1 protein-coding gene is annotated in these 1,909 nt (G+C 55.1%); it reads right to left on the minus strand.

Translation table 11 applies throughout. The annotated features are described in order from the left end of the window. The coding region (gene leuS / locus ACEW8P_RS13155) for a leucine--tRNA ligase (protein WP_373513537.1) at nt 1–1,909 on the minus strand (1,909 nt) is incomplete at both ends.

Raw genomic sequence — 1,909 nt, forward strand, 5'->3', positions numbered from 1 at the left:
TTTGTGCAGTACTTTCAGTTCATCTTTCGTGGGAGAATCGTCAGTTACGATCCAGTCGCCGTGGTCGTTGTAAAACAATCGCCAGAGTTTGCGGATGAAGCGGTAAGTACCGTCGATGCCGTTGGTGTTCCAGGGCTTGGCCTGTTCCAGCGGGCCGAGGAACATTTCGTATAGCCGCAGCGTATCGGCTCCGTAGCGCTCAACGATGTCGTCGGGATTGACGACGTTGAATTTGGACTTCGACATTTTCTCCACCTCCACGCCGCAGAGGTACTTTCCATCTTCCAGAATGAATTCGGCGTTCTCACCCGCGATGTCCGGGCGGGTAGATTTAAATTTTTCAATGTCCAGCACATCGTTTTCAACGATATTCACATCCACGTGCAAGTCCGAGACTTCATATTGCTCTCGTAATCCAGCACTTACGAAAACTGGTTTGGCATAATCGTCGCTTTTCACCCGATACACAAAACTACTCCGCCCCTGAATCATGCCCTGATTGATGAGCTTCTTAAAAGGCTCCTCTTCGGGAACAAAGCCTCGGTCTTTCAGGAATTTATTCCAGAAACGGCTGTACAGCAAATGTCCCGTCGCGTGTTCAGTGCCGCCGAGATACAGATCCACGTCGCGCCAGTAGGCGATGGCTTCGGGCGAGGCGAATTCCTGATTGTTTTGCGCGTCCATGTAGCGGTACCAGTACCAGCTACTGCCCGCCCAGCCGGGCATGGTACTTAGTTCGTAGTCGTAAGTACCCTTGTACTTCCAGCCCTCGGCGCGGCCCAGCGGTGGTTCGCCAGTTTCGGTGGGCAGGTACTTGTCCACGGGCGGTAGTTCCAGAGGTAGTTCTGACTCGGGCAGTAAGTAAGGGAGCGGTTCGCCCTTACTATCTTCTTTGTAAAAAACCGGAACGGGTTCGCCCCAGTAGCGCTGGCGGCTAAACACGGCGTCGCGCAGACGGTAGTTGATCTTGGCCTTGCCAATTTTGCGCTCCTCCATCCACTTCACCAGCACGGGCGTGGCTTCGGTGTAAGTCAGGCCGTCGATAATGCCGGAGTTGATGTACTTGCCTTCCTTAGTGGCGTTGGCCTCGGTGTCGGTACTTTGCTGGGCGTCCAGAATCGGGACGATGGGCAGGCCGAAGTGCGTGGCAAAATTCCAGTCGCGCTGGTCGCCGGACGGCACGGCCATCACGGCCCCGGTGCCGTAACCCGCCAGCACGTAGTCGGCGATGTAGATGGGTACTCTTTCTTCATTGAATGGGTTGACGGCATAAGCTCCCGTGAAAGCTCCCGATACGGTCTTGACATCGGCCATGCGGTCGCGCTCGGACTTTCGCTTAGTCTTTTCCAGATAAGCGTCGATTTCGCCTTGCTGTTCGGAGGTAGTGATTTGAGCTACCAACTCGTGTTCGGGAGCCAGCACCATAAACGTCACACCGTAAATTGTATCCACACGGGTGGTAAAAACCTCGATGTTGTGCTGCGGGTGACCGTCGATGGCGAATTTTACCATCGCCCCCATGGAGCGGCCGATCCAATTGCGTTGCTGCTCTTTTAGAGATTCCGTCCAATCGATGGTATCTAATCCATCGAGCAGCCGCTGGGCGTAGGCCGCGATGCGCATCATCCATTGCCGCATCAGTTTCTGCTCGACTGGGAAGCCGCCTCGCTCTGACACGCCATCCTTCACCTCGTCGTTGGAAAGTACCGAACCCAAGCCCGGACACCAGTTGACGGTAGCATCGGCTACGTAGGTCAGGCGGTAGTTGAGCGTCATTTTGTACTGCTCCTCCTCGCTCATGGCTTTCCATTCCAAAGCCGTGAAGTGGGGCGTTTCTTCATCACATACCGCATCGACGCGCCCGTTGCCCCGGTGGGCAAACTCCTGCCTCAGCATCTCGATGGATTCT

The sequence above is a fragment of the Persicitalea sp. genome (assembly GCF_041751555.1).
GTDB lineage: Bacteria > Bacteroidota > Bacteroidia > Cytophagales > Spirosomataceae > Persicitalea.